The organism is Anatilimnocola aquadivae (assembly GCF_049819085.1).
Lineage (GTDB): Bacteria > Planctomycetota > Planctomycetia > Pirellulales > Pirellulaceae > Anatilimnocola.
The window spans coordinates 6,002,747-6,020,268 of sequence record NZ_CP187419.1; the positions used below are offsets into that span (position 1 = coordinate 6,002,747).

Below are 17,522 nucleotides of genomic sequence, written 5' to 3' on the forward strand. Positions count from 1 at the left end.
TGTGGTTATCAAATGGTTATCACCAAAACAGCAAAAATCCGGCCTTGACTGAAGCAAGCTGTTGACGGAGTTCGAGTTGAGTCGTTCGGTTATCACGAAAAACTTCGCGAAAAAGTTATCAAAAACGGTTATCGCTAGATGCGGGACGGTGAGCCTGCGAAGTCGCTGGCGCTGCCTTTAACGGCGATGTTTGTGGGGAGATTTACGAATGCCTGCCAAGCAAGTGTGGTGGTTGATCCTGGCGATGGGTCTGTGTTGTCTCACCGCTACGCAGCAGTTGCATGCGCAGTTGCCGGTGGAGGGGCCAGGAGTGGCGGATGTCGTGGCTTTTGAGAGATACGACGAGGAGTTGCGGGGCTTTGTGCTGCACAAGACTTTTTCGCGGTTGGCGACCGTGGTAGAGACGAGTATTAATCCTGCCGGAGTGGAAGAATCGCGAACGGTGGTTGTTCCGGAACTGGTCACGGAAGCCCTCCACATTTCGAGTGCCGAAACGATCGTTACTACAGTCGGCGGCAAAGAAATCAAAAGCGCTGAAGCGGCCAAGCAATTGAAGAAGGGGCAGGTCGTGATCATGATCTCGCGGGGAACGCAGTTGCCAGCGAATTTGAAGAGCCTGCTGAGGGACGATGCGATCGTGTTTGAGATAGCCGATCGGACTACGCCAGCGAAGCCAAGGTACTTACAGATTGGACTCGCATTAAGTCGCCTGTCCAATAACCCGCGCGTGCTAGAAGGAAAAACGAAGTATTCCGCGCGAATGGCGTTCACTCGCATGCAAGCCCGGACGGAGTTTTTGGACAAATACGAATGAAATACGGCGGTGTTATTTGCCCGCTTCGTTGACGATGGCGGCGAAGAGCAACACGGTGATGATGCCGAGGATGAGGCCGGCGATGGCGGTGCCGCGGGAGCGATGAAAGATGCCCAGGAAACCCAGCAGCGCGCTGATGAGGCCCAGGAAGGTGAAGGCTCCGCCAAAGATGAGCAAGAGCGGGCCGACGGCGGGGAGCCAGCCTTGCTGCTTGCCGACGCCGGCACACAGGCCGATGAGGACGACAAAAAAGCTGCCCAAAATGCCCAGCACGAGGCTCGTTTTGCCCAACGTGTTGGGTGGCGGAGAGGCAGGGCTATTCATGAGATCGCTTTATGGCAGGAGAGATCGATCAAGCTGCAAGTCGCAGGCGAAAGGCTTCGCAAAGCTGTTGAATCTGTTCGAGCGAAAGTTGCTCGGCGCGAACATCGGTCGGGTAATTGAACGGGGCGAGGACTTCGTCGACACCAGGCTTGTCGAGATGCTCCTGCATCGAGGCGACGAGTCCGCTGCGGAGGAACTTGCGGCGATGCAAAAACAGGCCTCGCACGAAGGTATGGAAGAATTCGAGATCGGGAAAGGCGGCAATCTTCGCAGGATCGGGGACGATGTGAATGATGGCGGAGTGAACGCGCGGCCGCGGCCAGAAGACTTGCGGCGGCAGGATGCGGGCAATGTGCATCTCGCACAGCGACTGCATCCAAACGCTCAGTGCGCTGTAGTCCTTGACGCCGGGTGGAGAGACCATGCGGTCGGCCAGTTCCTTTTGAATGGTCGCGGTCATCGAAACGGGCAGCGGATCGACGGTGAGCAAGTTCGAGAGGATCGGCGTGGCGACGTTGTAGGGCAAGTTGGCGACGAGTTTGAATTGCCGACCGGGGGCGGCGTTCATTTGCTTGCGAACTTCATCGATCACGCTATCGGCAATGTTGTTTTTGTTCCGCAGGGCATCCTGCAGCAGCATGGTGATGTTGGTTTGCGGTTCCAGTTCTTCGGCAGCCATTTGATGCAGCCGGGCATCGATCTCGACCGTGACCACATGCGCCGCATGATCGGCCAGCATCGAGGTGAGCGAGCCCATGCCGGTGCCCACTTCCAGAATGACATCGTTTTCGGTGGGGGCAGCCGTTTCGAGCAGAACGTCGAGTAGGTTGAGATCGATGAGGAAGTTCTGGCCGTGACGGACCTCGGGCCGAATGCCGGCTTCTTGAAAGCGGCGGGTCAAGTACGAAACGGTCTGACGGGCAGAAGGCATGAGGCACAACGATCGGAAAGGAAGGAACAGAACGGCCGCGAGTCGGGCCGCTCACAGCAGGAAACGCAACTCAGCGGTCCGTTACAAATGCTAACTGCCGCTGGACATACTTGGCGAGCAAATCGGTCTCGATATTCACGGCATCGCCGGGTTTTAACTGGCCCAGCGTGGTTACCGACAGTGTATGCGGAATGAGAGCGACACTGAATCGTTCCCGTTCCACCTCGACCAGCGTAAGGCTGACACCATCGACAGCGACAGAACCCTTGGAGGCCATTTGACGAGACAATTCGACCGGCACTCGGAACCAGAGAAACGCCCAGGGACCTTCTTCGCGGCGCTCGTCGAGCGTGGCCAAGGAATCGATATGACCAGAAACATAATGGCCACCAAGGCGATCGCCCACTCGCAGCGAACGCTCGAGATTGACGCGACTGCCCGCTACGAGGCGGCCCAGATTGGTCCGCGAGAGGGTCTCGCTGCCCGCTTCGAAGGTCAGCACGTCGCTCTCCCGGCGGACGACGGTCAGGCAGCAACCATTCACGGCGATGCTGGCGCCAATGACGGCATCGCTGGCCACCACCGGAGCGCGCAGAGAGAGTTCGACCGCTGCCCCTTGAGGCGTCACGGCGGTGATGGTTCCCAGTTCTTCGACAAGTCCCGTAAACATAGGCTTATCGTAACAAAAACTGGCTGCGAACGGGCAGAGCACGGCAGCGAACCGTGGACCCAAGAAACAAAAAGACCGGACAAAAGTCCGGCTGAAGGAATCGCCGCCGGTGCGTCCGGGCACCTGAATCCGAAGGCCTCTCCCTCCCGCGAATTCAGATGCCGGACAGCAACGGGCGATACTTGTCTGGGTCTTGCGGACTCAGGGAGGCCTGAGCCTCACTTTGTTCGGTGCGTCCAAGCACCTGAATTTGAAGGCCTCTCCCTCCCGCAAATTCAGATGTTGGACAGCAACGGGCGATGCGTGACTGAATCGTTTTGGATTCAGGAAGCCCTGGTGTTTCCAGTTGTAGGCTTCACTTTGGTCGGTGCGCCCGGGCACCTGAACTTGAAGGCCTCTCCCTCCCGCAAATTCGGATGCCGGGCAGCAACGGGCGATATGGTTTTTGAGTCTCAAGGTGCTCGGTGCGTCCGGGCACCTGAATCCGAAGGCCTCTCCCTCCCGCGAATTCAGATGCCGGACAGCAACGGGCGATGTCGTTGAGCGGGCCACGGTGTCGGCGGGAGCAACTGTTGAGCAGGTCAACTTGCAAGCCGCTGAACCAACCTCACTGAAACGAACTTGTGAACCCAACTGATGATCGAATATTGCTGGCGATTGTTGAGCGAGTTCGAAGAAAGTGTGAAGGTTTGTGACACTCACTCTCGTTCGTTCTCGCTGACGTATGGACCATATTGCACGCGCTGTGCCAATCTGGCGCGGTCGTGCCAGCAGATTTTCTGCCTGCTATCGCAAACCATTTCAAATCAGTGATTTAGAGCTTTGTATGCCCTGCCCAGAATATTTCTTGCGGGTTCCGCAGGAACGAGTGTGATTGGGTTGTTGGCGAGTGATGCTTAAAGACTAGGCATCGCCTGTGCGAAACTTAAGATCGTCCAAGCAAACTTCACGGAAAAACCGTCAGATTTTGACAGCAGGTGTAAAGAAACTGCCAACTAACCCGCAGGAGCTCGACTGAGCGAGAAAATAGGCAAGAGGAGTCCCATCGCGATGCCGCCGACCACCACCCCCATCACGGTGATCATGAGTGGTTCGAGCATCGTCGTGGCTGACTTGATGGCCGCTTCTACTTCTTTGTCGTAGTGCAAGCTCACCTTGCGAAGTACGTGATCGAGTTTGCCGGTGTCTTCACCGGCGGCGATCATCTGCACCAAGGGTCCAGGGAATAGCGGATGGCCGTAAAGAGAGTCGCAGATGCTTTTGCCTTCGGTAACTTGATCGAGCGCGTGATGCCAGGCCCGTTCGTAGTAGACATTCGAGGAAACCTCGCCAGCTAACCGCAAAGCTTCGAGCATCGAGACGCCGCTCTCGACCATGGTGCCCAGCGTACGCACGCTGCGGCTAAGAATGACCTTGCGAACGAGGGGCCCGATAATGGGGGTATGGATCGCCAGCCAATCCATGATGCCACGGCCGGTGGGGGTCTTGCGACCAACGATGAACGTGACCGCGAGTACGACGACTCCAATGAGCCAGGCCCACCAGTAGTCGAGCATGGCGTCTGAGGTGGTCATCAGCACGGTCGTCATCATCGGCAGCTTGATGCCCTTGCGGGTAAATAGCGGCTCGAACTTTGGCAGGACATATGTCAGCAGGAAGATGGTGACGCCTGTTGCCAGCACGAGCATCACCGTCGGATAGGCGAGCGCGCCGCGGACCTTCTGCGCGGTATCGAGTTGATTGCGCATGTAGAGCGAAATGTTTTCCAGCATCTCGGCCAACGTGCCGGTCTTCTCGCTTGCCTTGATGAGCGCGAGATACGTGCGATCAAAATGCTTGGGATGCCGAGACAGGGCCGTCGAGAAATCTTCTCCCGACTCCACCTGACTCTTCAGATCGAGCAGCACCGTCTTGAGCGTGGCGTTTTGTTCTTGCCTGGCGATGCTCTCGAGAGCTACCGAAAGCGTGATGCCGGTATCGACCATCACGGCAAGTTGGCCGGTGATGTAGACGATATCGCTTTTGCTCACGCGGGCTGGAATCAAACTGCCGCCGAGAGACTCCTCTTCCAGTTCAACAATCTGCAAGCCATCACGCCTCAGCTTTTGTATTGCCTCTTCGCGCGAGGACGCGGATACGGTGCCATCCTGCGTACCGCCCAAAGCATCGCGAGCAACGAATTCAAAAGTGATGGCTGTCATGGTATGACTCGCTCGACGTCTTCGTGGCTGGTTCTAGGTGGCAACGTCCTACGGAGTGGAATGAAGAATCTCGTCCATCACCGAGCCGGTTTTCTCGGCTTGTTCTGCCAAGGCACTATCGCCAGTGATCTGAATGATCTCTTCAACGGTCGTCAGGCCTTCGCGTACTTTGCGAAAGCCGTCTTTGCGGAGTGTGACCATGCCGTTCGCGAGGCCGATGCGACGCAGGTCGGCGACGGAGGCATTGGCGACGATGGCATCGCGGATTTGGTCGTTGACTTCCAGCAGTTCATGCACGCCGACGCGCCCGCTGTAGCCGGTGTTTCGGCAGCGTTTACAACCGACGCCCTTGTAGAACACGTCCATGCCATAGCCCATGCGTTCTAGCGTTTTGCGCATCGGCCGAGGGAGTTCATAAGCGGTGCGACACTTCGGACAGACGCGTCGAACCAGTCGTTGAGCCAGCACGGCATTGAGCGCCGCAGAGATCAAGTAAGGCTCGACGCCGATATTGATCAGTCGCGTAATCGCCGACGGCGAATCGTTGGTGTGAAGCGTGCTAAGCACCAAGTGGCCGGTGAGGGCTGCCTGAATCGCGGTGCGGGCGGTTTCTTCGTCGCGAACTTCGCCGACCATGATCACATCAGGATCTTGCCGCAGAAGTGTTCGCAAGGCTTTCGAGAAAGTGAGTCCCACTCGCTCTTGCACCTGAAACTGATTGATGAGCGAGAGGTGGTATTCAATCGGATCTTCGACGGTGCAGATGTTGTTTTCCATCGAAGCGATTTCGTTGAGCGCTGCATACAGCGTCGTGCTCTTGCCGCTACCCGTTGGCCCTGTAACCAGGATGATGCCGTTCGGAGCGCGGATGCCGGATTGCAGCGGCTCGAGCACATCTTCTGCGAAACCCAGGTCGCGAAGGTTCAGCGACACGCTGCGGGTATCGAGCACGCGGATAACGGTCTTCTCGCCACGATTGCCGGGGAATGTACTGATGCGCAGATCGACTTTGCGACCATCAAGCATCACGTGCACGCGACCATCCTGCGGCAAGCGACGTTCGCTAATATCGAGACAGGCCATGATCTTGATACGGCTGGTCACGGCGTTGAGTAGATTCACTGGCACTTCGAGAGCCTTGTACAGCCGGCCATCGATGCGGTATCGCACGCGCATGCAGCGTTCGGCAGGCTCGATGTGAATATCGCTCGCCCCCTCCTTCACTGCGTTGTAGATGACGTAGTTCACGAGCCGGATGACTGGCGATTGACCGGCGATTTCTGTGGCATCGCCAATATCGTCGATCGCGGTCTCGATCAGCGTGACTTCGGCTTGACTGTTGTTATCGATGATGTCATCGATGACGAACGTCTTGCTATCGGGCAGGGTCGTGATCATCCGCCGAATGTCTTTCGGCGAGGCAGCGACCACCTGCACTTGCAGGTTCGTCGCTCGACTCATTTCGTCGAGCAAGAACAGATTCGTCGGTTCGCACATCGCGACCGTCAACACGCCACGAATGCGAAAGAGCGGGAAGACGAGGTTTTTCTCGATGTATTCTCGCGGCAGGACGTCGACAATCTTCGGGTCGGCCAGGCGCGGTTCCAATTTGGCATAGGGGAGCGCGTACACCAGCGCGAGGCACTCGATGACTTGGTCTTCCGAGCAGAATTCCTTCTCGACCAGGATCTCTCCCAGCAGCTTGGAGCCGCCCGATTGCTTTTGATACTCGAGAGCTTGCTGCAACTTCTCGAGCGAGAGAATCCCCTTCTCGATCAGAATATTGCCGAGTCGTTGGGGAGCATGAACGGTAGTTACCATCGCGATTGTCCTCCGCGGGAAATGTGCTTAACCAGCGAAGCTCTTGACAGCGTCAATGACCGTTTCAAATACTTCCAACTGTTGGTCGAGACGAGTCATTTCGAGGATTTTGCGATTGGAATCGTTTGAGGTCGAAATCTTCACGTCGCCACCGAGAGCCCGGAGTGTTTCCTGGGCATTCAAGATTGCTTCCAGACCGCCGCTCTCGATTGTTTCGCTGCCGTTCATATCGATGATCACTTGCGAACGATCGAGTGCGGTCAGAAACGATTCAAACTGACCGGCCGTATCGGCGCTCAGTTCTTCTTGGGTGTGGACAACCACCACATCGCCGAAAATTTCGGTGGGGAGTTTCATGAGAGGTCTTTAGGGCGAGGCGGGAATGGAAGGGGGCAGGCGGGAGTGCGGCCGGCTCGGTTAACCAAGCGTGAGGCTAGAGCCACTGGCTCACGGCTGGGGGAACACCAACGGCAACCGGCAAGGTCACCAGCGGGTCGTGCCCCGGTTCAGCACCATGCTCCAGCAGCGTTTCGACGACACCGAACAATTCTCGCGGGCTGAAGGGCTTGCAGAGCAACTTCACGATGCCGTACTCTTCGCGCAGTTGCGTCGGCGAAAGTTCAAAACCTTTCGCGCTCAGCATGATGACGGGCAGGTGCGATGTTGCGGGATGATCTTTGATGCGGCGAGCAAGATCGAGCCCGTTTAGGCGTGGCATCTGGCAGTCGGTTACCAGCACGTCGGGAACCTGCTGCTCGATGATGGCCCAGGCTTCTTCGCCGTTATTAGCACATTGCACATGGTAACCCGCGCGCGAAAACTTGAACTCCGCGGCCCGGAGGATGTGTAGTTCGTCATCGCAGAGCAAGATTCTTTTTTGCATAGCCGGGTCTCTTATCAATCCCTAACTGGCATTCAGCCGAGGAAGCACTACTCGAAAGGTGCTGCCGCGACCTGGTTCGCTGTCGACTTCGATGCGACCGCCGTGTACGTCTTCCACAATGTGTTTCACCAGCGGCAGGCCCAAGCCCGTGCCAGCGGCCATCTGTTGATCTTTCTTCACTCGATAGAACTTCTCGAAGACCTTCAGACGGTCTTCGGGCGAAAGTCCCACGCCGGTATCTTGCACTTCGAAGACCACGCTTTCGTCTGACAGGCGGCTGCGAACCGTGACGATGCCACCCTCGGGCGTGTACTTCAACGCGTTCGAAACAAGGTTGATTGCTGCTTGCAGTAACGTATCGCGGTCGGCCATCACGCCCAGATAAAGCGGGCTGAGGTCGGTCTTTAGTTCCATGTGCTTGTGCGTTGCTGCTGGCTGTAGCAGGTTCACTGCTTCTTCCAGCAGTTCGTTAAGCGAACGTGATGCCTTGTTTACCTCGACGACACCGGCTTCGATGCGCGACAGGTTAAGCAGGTTGTCGATCAATCGTTGCAGCCGTTCGGTCTGACTTTGAATCACACCGAGGAACTCTTCTTTTGTGGCGTCATCTTCGGCATCGCCATCGGCGAGCAGTTCGACATAGGCCCGCACACTGGCGAGCGGAGTCTTCATTTCGTGACTGACGGCGGACACGAACTCAGCGTTTCGCCTTTGAATCGCCTTTTCGTGGGTGATATCCGTAAGTACAGCAACGACGCCTTGCCCGCCGGGCAACGAATCCATTCCAAGTCTGCCCGCAGACGAACGGCTCATGTCGTGCGAGCCCGAGTCATCGGAGTACGTCCGGCAGCTGATGCGAAACCAATGTTGCCGTCCGGCATCGTCGGGCAGATTGATCTCGGCAGTACGATGGGTGGCGACACGGCGTTTACGGGTTTCCGTCAGCAGGCCAATCAGTTCTTCGCAGCGGGTAAGTTGCTCCAGAGCCGGATGTTCGGTTAGCGTCGCCGGCAAATGCAACAGCTTGGTGGCAGTCGCATTGGCGAGTACCACCTCTCCAAACGAGTCGACAGCAACAATTGGGTCATTCAAGCCGCTGAGAATCTCCTTCAGCTGATCTCGTTCGGCGGCAATACGATGCACGCGCGCTTCGGCGGCCGTGCGCTGATGTTCGGCATGCTCGACGCGCTCAGCCATTTGCTGCAGGCAATGGCGAACGGAAGCGAGCACCGGCCGAAACGAGTTGCTGGCCGGTAGATCGGGCATGTTCGTGGAATCGCTGTTGAGCCAGGCATTTACGTCCAGCTGACAAATCATTTCGATGTATCGCTTGGCAGTCTGACAGGCATGCACGTGTCGCTCGGCACTAAGTCCACTCACAAGCACTGCAAGTGCAGCACCCCCGGTGAGGAAGGCCGCGCGTGCCATCAGCGAGGGCTTGCCCACCCACACTTCGGCGGCCCAGCACAGGCCGATCGCAGTGAGCACAGCTGCCAGGAACAGCACGGGTGCAGTCGATATAAAACGATTCGGGTGATTCACAGTAGGGCAATCGAACAAGGAATGTCGACTCGCGGAACAAGCCCACGCAAGGCACGTGGAGAATTGGCTTCATGTTCCTTTCAGAAAACTAGGTCACACTCCGGAGGTGTCTAATTCTTCGTGAGAACCCTTGCGCAATGCCGCAGCCTGCACGATTGCTACAAACGGCGCCAGCAACCAGCAACTGATGGGTTCCGCCACTCCCCCGGCCGAAAAACCGCTGCGGCGGTACAATACTTACTTGGCCGGAACCTTCCGCCTGCGGCGCCTTGCCGTTACAAACCGTCCTCTCCATGACTGACCTGAAGTCCCGTGCGTATCGCTGAAATCTATTCCTCCCTCCAAGGTGAGGGCCGACTGACAGGCACTCCTAGCGCCCTCGTTCGCGCGAGTGGCTGCAACCTGCGCTGTTGGTTTTGCGATACCCCGTTCACCAGTTGGCGCCCCGAAGGCGAAGACCGCGATGTGGCCGAGATCGTTGCCGAAGTCGAACGCCTGCGAAGTAGTGGCGGGCCTTGGCTCCAGATTCTGCCGTCGCTTGGGCAGAGTGCCAACGACCTTTCGCTGGGACATGTGATCTTGACCGGTGGTGAGCCGATGCTGTTTGCGGAGCTCATCCCGCTCTGCGCTCAGCTTCGCGAACGGAATTGGCACATCACGATCGAAACCTCGGGAACACTCTACTTACCTGTTAGTTGCGACTTGATGTCGATCAGCCCCAAGCTGGCGAGTTCCACTCCCGTGCGGCAAGGGGCCGGTGCGTGGAGTGACCGTCACGAGCGCGACCGGCATCAGCCTGAGGTCATTCGTCGCCTGCTTGCCGAATACGACTATCAACTAAAGTTTGTGATCGATACCAGAGCGGACTGCGAGGCAGTTCAGACCTGGCTGCAGGAGTTTCCACAGGTAGCAGCCGAACGCGTGTGGCTGATGCCGCAAGGAATTGAACCGGTCGAACTGCAACGCACGGCGGAGTGGCTCGTTCCTTATTGCCAGGCACATGGTTTTCACTATTGTCCGCGCAAACACATCGAATGGTTCGGGCCCGGCCGAGGAACTTAAGTAGCCAGAGCCTGTTGCCGGCTCACACTACTGGCTCCGATCTGCGCCGCGGCCTATCATTCGCTTCGCTGCCTGTCACTTGTGTCAGGCCCGTATCCGAAACTCGCATTGAAGAATAAAGCACCCTCATGGCTGAGCCGCACGAACACGACGAACATTGTGAACATGACCACGATGGGCATGATCACGAGCAGGACGATTTTGGCCCAGCCGACTTTGCCTCGCCGGGCAAGCAATTGCGCCTGCTGATCGAGGACTCAACGATTCAGATTCCTGGTGCGCCGAGCGCACTGTTCGCCCGGCTCATTCAGCGAATGGGCTACGACGCGGTTTATCTGTCCGGGGCAGCGTTTTCCGCGAGCGTTTTCGGCCTGCCCGACGTTGGCTTGTTCACGCTTACGGAACTCGCTCAGCAGACTACCTATCTCACACGCACGATGACCTTGCCTGTCATTGTCGACGCCGATACGGGCTTCGGCGAAGCAATGAACGTCGAACGGACGATCGTGGAACTTGAAGCGGCTGGTGCGGCGGCGATTCAACTTGAGGATCAAGTGATGCCCAAACGCTGCGGACATCTCTCGGGAAAAACGCTTGTCGATGTCGAAGCCATGTGCGCGAAGCTGCGAGCGGCGGCCGGTGCCAAGAGCGATCCCGAAACCGTCATCATCGCCCGCACCGATGCCCGCGGCGTGACGAATATTGACGACGCCATCAATCGAGCCAAGCGATATCTCGATGCCGGTGCGGACTGGATCTTCCCGGAAGCACTCTCGACGACGCAGGAATTCGAGCGCTTCGCCCGCGAGATCGAAATGCCACTGATGGCCAACATGACCGAGTTCGGCAAGAGTCCGCTACTGTCGCTCGACGATCTGGCTGGCATGGGCTACTCTGCGGTGGTGTATCCCGTCACGCTCTTACGCGTCGCGATGAAGGCAGCAGAAGCTGCGTTGGCGGTGCTTGCTACCGAGGGTTCGCAGGAGTCGCTGCTCGACTTGATGCAGACCCGCGAAGAACTGTACGACCTGCTCGACTATCAAGATTTCGAAGAACGAGACCGCGCCCACTTTGGCGGCGACACGAAATAGTTCAGCAGGCTAACTTCGACGATTTTGTTCACCTCTCCTACGAAGAATCACCATGACTGAATCCTATAGCCCAGGGCTGGAAGGTATCGTCGCTGGCGAAACAGCGGTCAGCACCGTCGAAACGGGACTCACCTACCGCGGTTACACCATCGAAGATCTCGGTGCGAATTCGCACTACGAAGAAGTCGCCTATTTGGTTCTGCACGGAGAACTGCCGACCGCCGCCCAAGCAGCGGCCTTTCGGCAGCGATTGACGGAAGCCGCACATATTCCTGCAGAAGTAATTTCAACCCTGCGTGCGATTCCGAAGTCGGCATCGACGATGGACGTGCTTCGTTCCGCGGCTAGTCTGCTGGCCCATTGGGAACCGGAAGTCAACGACAACAGCCACGATGCTAACGTGCGCAAGGCCGAGCGACTGATCGCCAAGATGCCTGTCGTTGTCGCCGCGCGTCAGCGATTGAAGGATGGCCAGGATGTAATCGCTGCCGATAAAAACTTGTCGCTACCCGCCAACTTTCTGTACATGCTGCGTGGCCAGCAACCGAGCGAGCGGCAGGTGAAAGCGCTCGATGTGTCATTCATCCTCTATGCCGAACACGAGTTCAACGCGTCAGCCTTTTCGGCCCGGTGTGTCGTTTCAACTCTCTCCGATTTGCACTCTGGCATCACTGCGGCCATCGGCGCGCTCAAGGGACCGCTGCACGGCGGTGCCAACGAGCGGGCCATGGAAGTGCTTCAGGAAGTCGGTTCCGCCGCGGAAGCCGAAGCTTGGATTCGACAGGCGCTGGCCGCCAAACGTCGCATCATGGGCTTTGGCCACCGGGTGTATAAAGATGGCGATCCACGGGCCGTCTATCTGAAAACGCTCACCGCTGCCGTGGCGAGCGAAACAGGCCACGATGAGATGGAACAGATTGCCGAGACCATCGAAACCGTCGTGCGGACCGAAAAAAAGCTGCCACCCAACGTCGATTGGCCCTGTGCCCGGCTTTATCACTACCTGGGATTGCCCATCGATCTCTACACGCCACTGTTCGTCGTTGCCCGCATCGTCGGGTGGAGTGCTCATATCATCGAGCAACTCGACAACAACCGGCTCATTCGCCCGCGCGCGATCTACAACGGCGTTGCGGAGCGAAAGTGGCAGCCTCTCGGCTCGCGCAAGTAAAGCGTCACTGAAACATGCTCGCGACATACTCGGAGTGGTAGTAGAATCACCGTATGTCCACCAACATGCAACCACTACCGGCCGAGACGCTCGCTGATCTGGTCAGCAGAGTGGGCGATGTCCCCCTGTCGCGAATTCGGATCCCACCATTTCCTGGCAGTGCCACCGAAGCGGATGTCTTGCGTCTGGAAGCCTCGGCGGATAAACGGCTATGCGAATTGGTCGATGGCGTCTTGGTGGAGAAGACGATGGGCTTTCCTGAATCGCTGCTTGCGGTCTTTCTGTCTTGCGTCATCGGGAATTTTGTTGCTCAGCACAAATTGGGCATTGTCGCTGGCTCCGACGGCATGGTGCGCGTACTGCCTGGCCAAGTTCGCATTCCCGACGTTTCCTATTTCTCTTGGGACCGATTGCCCGGTCGCCAGATTCCCACGACGCAGATTCCGGCAATTGCCCCTGACATTGCCATCGAGATCATTAGCCCCAGCAACACCGCTGCGGAAATGGACCGCAAACGCCAAGACTATTTTGCTGCGGGCGTCATCGAGATTTGGGAAGTCTATCTGCTCAGCCGAACGGTCGAAGTTTTTCGCGAATCGGGGGAGGTGTTTCATTTGCACGAACACGATCAAATCACCACAGTGCTTCTCCCTGGCTTAACACTTTCGATCACCGAACTTTTTGCAGTTCTGGACGAACAGGGTTAAACCCTCAGCACCCGCCCCGCCAATCTTAACTCTCCCAGGAACCGCTCGTGAAACCTCACGTCTTCTCCCGTCGGACGATGCTGCGGGGCCTTGGTGTGTCGATGGCACTTCCTTGGCTCGAGTCGGTCAATGTTTGGGGAGACGATGCTACCGGCCCCGAGAAAGCCAGCGAAGCTCCCGTGCGACTTGCGGTGCTGTTTGCCGGCAATGGCTTTCACGGCAAGGAATGGTGGGCCAAGGGTGAAGGTGCCGGGATGGAGCTCGGCCAGGTTCTTAAGCCGCTGCACAATTATCGAGAGAAGCTGCTGTTCGTGCGCGGCCTTTACAACGAGCAGGCTCTCAAGGGGAACATTCATAGTTCGCAAACGGGCAACTTGCTCTCCGGCGCGCCGCTTGCTTCTGGTGGCGACATTCGCTCGGGCTTGAGCGTCGATCAGTTGCTCGCTCAGACCTACGGCCGCTCGACCAAGGTTCCTAGCCTGGTATTGGGCTGCGAGAAGTCGAACCCGTCGGTCCACAAGAACTATTCGATGCTCTACAGCTCGCACATCTCGTGGAGCTCGCCGACCACCCCCACGCCGCTAGAGTTGTATCCCGCGCTCGCCTTCGATCGTCTCTTCAAAGACGAAGTCCAGAAGGGTGATCAAAGCGTGCTTGATGCGGTTCTCGCCGATGCGGGAGATCTGCGTCGGCAGATCAGCGCTGCAGATCAACGCAAGCTCGATGAATATCTCGATTCGGTCCGCGATGTCGAGCAGCGAATCTCGGCCGCCGGCAAAAAGGGTGAACTTCAAGGTTGGCGGCCCACGCTCGACAAGCCCAACATGCCGCGGCCCGAAGCAGGCATTCCTCAGAACATCGCCGACCACATGCGGCTCATGTGCGATATCCTCGTGCTCGGCTTTCAGACCGATACCACGCGCATCACGACGCTCAAGTTAAACAACGATCACTCGTCGCTCCGGTTTCCGCACTTGGGTGTCGACTACATGATTCATCACTTGTTGTCGCACAACGATACGGCCGATTGGCTCAAGGTGAATCAGTTCTTCGTCGAGCAACTGGCCTATATCGCTGGCAAGCTGGATGCGATTCAAGAAGGCTCGCGCACAGCCCTCGACAACTCGATGCTCATGTTCTGCTCCAGCATGATGACGGGGCACCACGATGCCACGCAGTTGCCCGTGGTGATGCTCGGCCGTGGTGGCGGGCGCATTCAGACCGGCCGCGTGCTCAATTACCGCGAACAAGCCGACCGGCAGATGTGCCGGCTCTACCTCTCGATCATGGACAAGATGAACGTCCGTCCGAAAACCTTTGGCGACGCCAAGGAACCGCTCAGCGAAATCTAACGCTTTGACCTCCCTTCCTCTCTCCCCCTCCTGCCATGCCTACCCGCCGAGATCTTCTCTCCTCCGCAGCGGCGGTCGCTGCCGGAACTGCGCTGTTGCAGGAAGTCGTTTCTGCCCAGCAGAACCCGGCGGCTCAAGTGGCGGACCGCGCGACCAGCATTCGCATCACCGGCCTGCAGGCGACTTGGGTCAATCCCAACGTGTTCGTCAAAATCGAAACCAACCACGGCGTCGTCGGCTGGGGCGATCTCAAGGGCGTTGATCCTCGCGTCAGTAAGCCGCTGGTCGAATCGCTGTTTGAGTTGATCAACGGGGAAAATCCCACACGCATCGAGCACCTCTGGCAAAAAGTCTTTCGTTCGCATCGGAACATGCGCGGCGGTGCCCTGATGATGCACTCGCTGGCCGCCATCGATATGGCCCTGTGGGATATCACCGGCAAGTTGCACGGGGTGCCCGTCTATCGCCTGCTCGGTGGACCCACGCGCGATCGCATTCGTGTCTATCACACGGCGCAGGCTCGCAAAATCCCCTGCTACCCACTTGAACACAGCACCACGCCGCAAGAGATCGACAACATCGTCAAACGCATTGCCAAGACGCGCGAGCAAGTAGGCCCCAACGGCGCAGTGATGGTCGATGCCCATAGTGCCGTCCCGCCCGCAGCTCTCATTCAACTGGCGGCCGCGATCAAGCCCTTTGATGTGCTGTTCATTGAAGAGCCAGCGGTGCCCGGCAACATCGAAGTCTTCAAGCGACTGAAGGAGCAGATTGCGATTCCCCTCGCGGCCGGCGAACGAGATCGCGGCATCTACGAAATGCTCCCCTATTTGCAAGAAGGTTGCCTCGACATTCTGCAGCCCGACTGTTGCCACACGGGCGGCATCACCTCGATGCGAAAGATTGCCGTACTAGCCGAGAGCTTCTTCGTACCGCTCGCGCCGCATTGTACGGCCAGCAACCTGGGCATTGCCGCGAGCTTGCATGTGGTCTCGTCGATTCCGCTATTCCTCATCCACGAGTTCTATCCCGACAATCGCGGCTTCAATCCGGGACCTGTCGCACGCGCCAATTGGGAAGTCGACAAGGACGGCTACATCGGCCTGCCAGGTGGACCGGGCCTGGGAATCGAAATCGACGAGAAACTGCTGGCCGAAGAAGCCAAGAAACCGCAGACATACAAATGGCCCGGACAGAAATTGAAAGACGGTTCGATCGCTGATTATTAATCCTCTCCAACGCCACCGCCCCTGCGGCGGTGGTTCACCGGCTTTTGCACTACTTGGTGAATCATGAGCAATCGCAGAGGCACAAACCCAACGATGATTGTCGTTGCCGTTGCTTCGATGCTGATTGTTTATCTTGGCGTTTACGTCGTCATGTCGAGACGCGGCTATCAGCAATCAAGAGCTGTCGGACTCAAAGGATTCTTCTTTGTGTTGCCGCACGATGAGCGGGCGTTGCAACTCAACCGCGCATGCCAGTTGGTTTTCTATCCACTTGTGCAAGTTGAAATGTTGCTCGGTACGGGTGAACATCCTGGTGGCGAACCGCTGCAGGGAGTCGATTAGAACTTTGGCTTGAATTCGCAACTGACGTGAAAGACCACTATGACAACACGACGGAACCTGTTGGCTACCGCAGCCGGTGCATTGACTTTCAATGCCTTTCGCGGAGACTTAAACGCAGCCCTCGGCGCTCAAGCCGACAACAATCCCGCGGCCCAAGTCGCCGATAAAACCTCCACGCTCAAGATCACCCGTATCACTCCCACCGCGGTGAAGCGTAAGGTCTTTCTCAAGGTCGAAACCAACCACGGCATCACGGGCTGGGGTGAGATCGACCAATTGGAAACCACGGTCGCTACCGCGCTCGTGAAGTCGCTGTTCGAGTTGCTCGATGGCGAGAATCCCTCGCGCATCGAGCACCTGTGGCAGAAGGTCTATCGCTCGCATCGCGACATGCGCGGCGGTCCCTTCATGACCCATACGCTGGCCGGCATCGATATGGCCCTGTGGGATATCACCGGCAAACTCTGGGGCGTACCGGTCTATCGGCTGCTCGGCGGCAACACACGCGACAAGGTGCGAATGTATCCCTCGATCAAGGCCACTAAAGTTGGCGCGGGTCCGCAGCCTTTTTCGGGCTCGCCGCAGCAGATCGAAGCCCATGTGAGGAATGTCGAGAACGCGCGTAAGCAAGTCGGCCCCGATGGCCTCGTCATGTTCGATGCTCACTGCGCACTACCACCGCCGTATCTCATGCAGCTGGCTTCGGCACTCAAGGCTTACGACTTGCTCTACATCGAAGAACCCGCCGTGCCGGGCAACATCGAAGTCTTCAAACGGCTGAAGAAGCACATTTCGATTCCGCTGGCCGTCGGTGAGCAGGCTCGCACCATCTGGGAAGTGATTCCGTACCTGCAAGAAGGCTGTGCCGACATTCTGCAGATCGACTGTGCCCACACCGGTGGCATCTCGCAGATGCGCAAGATTGCGATCCTCGGCGAGGCCTATCATGTACCGCTCGCTCCGCATTGCGTCACGACCGATCTAGGTGCGACGGCCAGCTTGCATGTGAGTGCTTCGATTCCGTTCTTCCTCATTCACGAGTACTACCCGAACATCACCCCCGCCGGGCTGGTGAAGAAGTCGTGGTCGCTCGATAAGGACGGCTATGCTTCGCTGCCCGAAGGACCAGGGCTGGGATGCGATGTGGATGAGCAAGTCCTGGCCGAACTTGCCAAGCAACCTTCGCCGCCGGAATGGCCGACGCGTGGCCGCCTGCCCGATGGCTCGATCGCCGATTATTAATCCGCTCTCACTCGGCATAACCCTGCCAATCCCGGCGACCGATCCGCGGCATGCCGTTTATCGGGCGCTCTGCGGTTCTGTTCATTCTGCCTGTTGTGTCGGCTCCGCGCGTTGTGCTAGCGGCCGAGCCTAAGCTGCAG

At 57.7% G+C, this 17,522-nt stretch carries 17 protein-coding genes; 9 read left to right on the top strand and 8 right to left on the bottom strand.

Annotation, left to right across the window (positions count from 1 at the left end; genetic code table 11):
• The first annotated feature begins 208 nt into the window (after positions 1-208).
• Positions 209-814, top strand: coding sequence for a hypothetical protein (locus NA78x_RS23600; RefSeq protein ID WP_425614844.1), 606 nt, complete (start codon positions 209-211; stop codon positions 812-814).
• A 12-nt stretch (positions 815-826) separates the two neighbouring features.
• On the opposite strand, the gene NA78x_RS23605 is transcribed toward NA78x_RS23600, so the two are convergent.
• From NA78x_RS23605 to NA78x_RS23640, 8 genes are all read right to left on the bottom strand, one after another.
• Positions 827-1,138, bottom strand: a complete 312-nt coding sequence (locus NA78x_RS23605; RefSeq protein WP_425614845.1) for a hypothetical protein — start codon at positions 1,136-1,138, stop codon at positions 827-829.
• Positions 1,139-1,166: 28 nt separating this feature from the next.
• Positions 1,167-2,069, bottom strand: a complete 903-nt coding sequence (rsmA, locus tag NA78x_RS23610; RefSeq protein WP_425614846.1) for a 16S rRNA (adenine(1518)-N(6)/adenine(1519)-N(6))-dimethyltransferase RsmA — start codon at positions 2,067-2,069, stop codon at positions 1,167-1,169.
• A 70-nt stretch (positions 2,070-2,139) separates the two neighbouring features.
• Positions 2,140-2,739 carry a riboflavin synthase gene (locus tag NA78x_RS23615; protein WP_425614847.1) on the bottom strand — a complete coding sequence of 200 codons (600 nt, stop codon included), beginning with the start codon at positions 2,737-2,739 and terminating at the stop codon, positions 2,140-2,142.
• A gap of 995 nt (positions 2,740-3,734) precedes the next feature.
• The gene (locus NA78x_RS23620; RefSeq protein WP_425614848.1) at positions 3,735-4,940 is read right to left on the bottom strand and encodes a type II secretion system F family protein; all 1,206 of its coding nucleotides are present in this window, start codon (positions 4,938-4,940) and stop codon (positions 3,735-3,737) included.
• A 48-nt stretch (positions 4,941-4,988) separates the two neighbouring features.
• Positions 4,989-6,761 (bottom strand): GspE/PulE family protein, encoded by a 1,773-nt coding sequence (locus tag NA78x_RS23625; RefSeq protein WP_425614849.1) that lies wholly within the window; start codon positions 6,759-6,761, stop codon positions 4,989-4,991.
• Positions 6,762-6,788: 27 nt separating this feature from the next.
• The gene (locus NA78x_RS23630) at positions 6,789-7,118 is read right to left on the bottom strand and encodes an STAS domain-containing protein (protein WP_425614850.1); all 330 of its coding nucleotides are present in this window, start codon (positions 7,116-7,118) and stop codon (positions 6,789-6,791) included.
• Between the two features lie 76 nt (positions 7,119-7,194).
• Positions 7,195-7,644, bottom strand: coding sequence for a response regulator (locus NA78x_RS23635; RefSeq protein WP_425614851.1), 450 nt, complete (start codon positions 7,642-7,644; stop codon positions 7,195-7,197).
• Positions 7,645-7,665: 21 nt separating this feature from the next.
• Positions 7,666-9,150 (bottom strand): ATP-binding protein, encoded by a 1,485-nt coding sequence (locus tag NA78x_RS23640; RefSeq protein WP_425614852.1) that lies wholly within the window; start codon positions 9,148-9,150, stop codon positions 7,666-7,668.
• Between the two features lie 348 nt (positions 9,151-9,498).
• On the opposite strand from NA78x_RS23640, the gene NA78x_RS23645 reads away from it, so the two are divergent.
• The 8 genes from NA78x_RS23645 (at position 9,499) to NA78x_RS23680 (ending at position 17,382) form a co-directional block, all read left to right on the top strand.
• Positions 9,499-10,248 (top strand): 7-carboxy-7-deazaguanine synthase QueE, encoded by a 750-nt coding sequence (locus tag NA78x_RS23645; RefSeq protein WP_425614853.1) that lies wholly within the window; start codon positions 9,499-9,501, stop codon positions 10,246-10,248.
• Positions 10,249-10,376: 128 nt separating this feature from the next.
• Positions 10,377-11,339, top strand: coding sequence for a methylisocitrate lyase (prpB, locus tag NA78x_RS23650; protein WP_425614854.1), 963 nt, complete (start codon positions 10,377-10,379; stop codon positions 11,337-11,339).
• 52 nt (positions 11,340-11,391) lie between these two features.
• A complete protein-coding gene (locus tag NA78x_RS23655) occupies positions 11,392-12,510 on the top strand; it encodes a citrate/2-methylcitrate synthase (protein ID WP_425614855.1) in 1,119 nt (372 codons plus the stop codon).
• Positions 12,511-12,563: 53 nt separating this feature from the next.
• Entirely contained in the window at positions 12,564-13,217 is a 654-nt protein-coding gene (locus NA78x_RS23660; protein WP_425614856.1) for a Uma2 family endonuclease, read from the top strand.
• A 47-nt stretch (positions 13,218-13,264) separates the two neighbouring features.
• Positions 13,265-14,569 (top strand): DUF1552 domain-containing protein, encoded by a 1,305-nt coding sequence (locus NA78x_RS23665; RefSeq protein ID WP_425614857.1) that lies wholly within the window; start codon positions 13,265-13,267, stop codon positions 14,567-14,569.
• Positions 14,570-14,604: 35 nt separating this feature from the next.
• On the top strand, positions 14,605-15,798 hold the full coding sequence (locus NA78x_RS23670; protein WP_425614858.1) for an enolase C-terminal domain-like protein: 1,194 nt from the start codon (positions 14,605-14,607) through the stop codon (positions 15,796-15,798).
• A gap of 93 nt (positions 15,799-15,891) precedes the next feature.
• Positions 15,892-16,140, top strand: a complete 249-nt coding sequence (locus NA78x_RS23675; RefSeq protein WP_425614859.1) for a hypothetical protein — start codon at positions 15,892-15,894, stop codon at positions 16,138-16,140.
• Between the two features lie 39 nt (positions 16,141-16,179).
• The gene (locus tag NA78x_RS23680; protein WP_425614860.1) at positions 16,180-17,382 is read left to right on the top strand and encodes a mandelate racemase/muconate lactonizing enzyme family protein; all 1,203 of its coding nucleotides are present in this window, start codon (positions 16,180-16,182) and stop codon (positions 17,380-17,382) included.
• Positions 17,383-17,522: the final 140 nt, after the last annotated feature.

Coding starts and splice junctions, on each gene's coding strand:
- NA78x_RS23655 (WP_425614855.1), top strand. CDS start 11,392: ATGACTGAATCCTATAGCCCAGGGCTGGAAGGTATCGTCGCTGGCGAA.
- prpB (WP_425614854.1), top strand. CDS start 10,377: ATGGCTGAGCCGCACGAACACGACGAACATTGTGAACATGACCACGAT.
- NA78x_RS23620 (WP_425614848.1), bottom strand. CDS start 4,940: ATGACAGCCATCACTTTTGAATTCGTTGCTCGCGATGCTTTGGGCGGT.
- NA78x_RS23630 (WP_425614850.1), bottom strand. CDS start 7,118: ATGAAACTCCCCACCGAAATTTTCGGCGATGTGGTGGTTGTCCACACC.
- NA78x_RS23625 (WP_425614849.1), bottom strand. CDS start 6,761: ATGGTAACTACCGTTCATGCTCCCCAACGACTCGGCAATATTCTGATC.
- NA78x_RS23675 (WP_425614859.1), top strand. CDS start 15,892: ATGATTGTCGTTGCCGTTGCTTCGATGCTGATTGTTTATCTTGGCGTT.
- rsmA (WP_425614846.1), bottom strand. CDS start 2,069: ATGCCTTCTGCCCGTCAGACCGTTTCGTACTTGACCCGCCGCTTTCAA.
- NA78x_RS23605 (WP_425614845.1), bottom strand. CDS start 1,138: ATGAATAGCCCTGCCTCTCCGCCACCCAACACGTTGGGCAAAACGAGC.
- NA78x_RS23615 (WP_425614847.1), bottom strand. CDS start 2,739: ATGTTTACGGGACTTGTCGAAGAACTGGGAACCATCACCGCCGTGACG.
- NA78x_RS23670 (WP_425614858.1), top strand. CDS start 14,605: ATGCCTACCCGCCGAGATCTTCTCTCCTCCGCAGCGGCGGTCGCTGCC.
- NA78x_RS23635 (WP_425614851.1), bottom strand. CDS start 7,644: ATGCAAAAAAGAATCTTGCTCTGCGATGACGAACTACACATCCTCCGG.
- NA78x_RS23660 (WP_425614856.1), top strand. CDS start 12,564: ATGTCCACCAACATGCAACCACTACCGGCCGAGACGCTCGCTGATCTG.
- NA78x_RS23680 (WP_425614860.1), top strand. CDS start 16,180: ATGACAACACGACGGAACCTGTTGGCTACCGCAGCCGGTGCATTGACT.
- NA78x_RS23600 (WP_425614844.1), top strand. CDS start 209: ATGCCTGCCAAGCAAGTGTGGTGGTTGATCCTGGCGATGGGTCTGTGT.